Source organism: Corallococcus llansteffanensis (assembly GCF_003612055.1).
GTDB lineage: Bacteria > Myxococcota > Myxococcia > Myxococcales > Myxococcaceae > Corallococcus > Corallococcus llansteffanensis.
Genome location: NZ_RAWB01000984.1, coordinates 1 through 1674 on the forward strand (window position 1 = coordinate 1; position 1674 = coordinate 1674).

Annotated in this window: 2 protein-coding genes; both read right to left on the reverse strand. The window is 70.3% G+C overall.

Annotation, left to right across the window (positions count from 1 at the left end):
* On the reverse strand, nt 1–750 hold a 750-nt coding region (locus D7V93_RS42690), incomplete at its 3' end, for a flavin monoamine oxidase family protein (protein ID WP_120648643.1).
* 99 nt (nt 751–849) lie between these two features.
* The gene (locus tag D7V93_RS42695) at nt 850–1407 is read right to left on the reverse strand and encodes a hypothetical protein (protein ID WP_120648644.1); all 558 of its coding nucleotides are present in this window, start codon (nt 1405–1407) and stop codon (nt 850–852) included.
* Nucleotides 1408–1674 lie beyond the last annotated feature (267 nt).

Below are 1674 nucleotides of genomic sequence, written 5' to 3' on the forward strand. Positions count from 1 at the left end.
GGCTGGAGGGCGGGCCCGCAACACCCCCACGGGCAGCGTCACCACCGCGTGCCGCCCCTGGAACGTCCCCAGCGGCACGCCCTGTCGGGTCCGGGCCTGCACGCGCACCTCTCCCGGCTTCCAGCGCACCTCCTCGGCCACGGCGTTGAGGAACAGCGTGTCGGGTCTGGCGAGCAGCCTCGCGGCCATCGCGTGCAGCACGCGGTCATAGCCCTCCAGCACGCGGGAAGGCGTCGCACCGCCCCCGTCTTCAACAGCCCGCTCCATCCGCGCGATGGCTAGCGTGCTCGCGATGTCCGGATCCGCGGCGTAGAAGCCCCGCACATAGGCGAGCGCCATCGCCGCGCGCTGGGGCGGCCACTTCCGCGTGCGCACCTGCTCCTCGACCCACTCCGCCATCGAGCGGTCGGGAGGCTTCGCCGCCACCAGGGCCTCCTGGAACGCGAACGCCTCCTCGGCGTCGCCCAGCTGGCCCCGCCACAGCAGCGCGTGCGTGTCGTTGCAGGGGCTCACCGTCAAGCCGGCCTGATGGATGCGGCGGAGCAGGGCAGGGGGCTTGCCGTGGACGAACTCGGCGCCCAGCTCCAGCGGCACGTCGCTGACCGGGTCCCGCTGGGTCGCCACGCGACCGCCCACCCGGTCGCGCGCCTCCAGCACGATGACGCGCAGGCCCTCGCGAACCAGTCGGTCGGCCGCGGACAGCCCCGCCGCGCCCGCTCCCAGGATGATCACGTCGGCCGTGAGCTCCATGCGGCTCCCGCTCCCTCGCGCGGGACCTCCACCGTGAGAAAGAGCCGCGGCCCGCCGGAACACGGCGGGCCGCGAGCGGATGAGGTACCCAGGGCGGGCCTAGTAGGTCTTCGGCGAGCTGCCGGTGTCCTGCGTGCTGGAGCCCGTGTCCGGGTTCAGGCTGGTGTCGTCGACGTCCTTGTTGGGGTCCTCCATGCCGGAGCCGCCCGTGCCCTCGTTGATCGAAGGATCCGGCGACATCACGTCGGTGCCGGAGCCACCCGTGCCCGCGCCCTGGCTCGGCGCGATGCTGGTCGCCATGTTCTTCTCGTCCTTCACCTCGAAGCTGGCGCGGATCTCCTGGCCTTCCTTCAGGCTCTTGGCGTTCTTCAGGCTCGGGTCGGTGAACTGGGTCTTGCTGTTGATGTCCAGCGGCACCACCGCGCCATTGGCGCTGCTGATGTAGACCTTCTTGCTCTCGCTCTTGACGACCTTGCCCGTCAGCTCATTCGCGCCCGTCATACCCGAAGAGGGCTGCGCGGACCCCGAACCTCCCTGGGCCGGCTCGGTGGTCGAAGGCTGCTGCTGCGGCTCCTGCGCCGTGCTGCCGCTCTGAGCGAAGGCCGCGCCAGAACCCAACAGCGCCACGGACGCGAAAACCCCAATGAGCTTCTTCATGGAATCTCTCCCGGATGATGTGAGTGGGACGGGGTGAAGCCCCCGTTGGGAAAAAGCTAGGGGCGGCCAGGGTGGTGCACAGGTTCAGGGGGGAAGATCGGATGCGTGCCCGTTCGCCTCCCGGCCCATGGGACGTGGTCTGGACGCGACAGGCGGCCATCCCTCCGGCGGGAGGGGTGCTTGATGCCGGTGCCGGATTCCCTTAGCGTTCCAGGCAAAGAGCGGAAGCCGACCGCACGGTTGGTACCCCGCCAGGAGATCGTGACC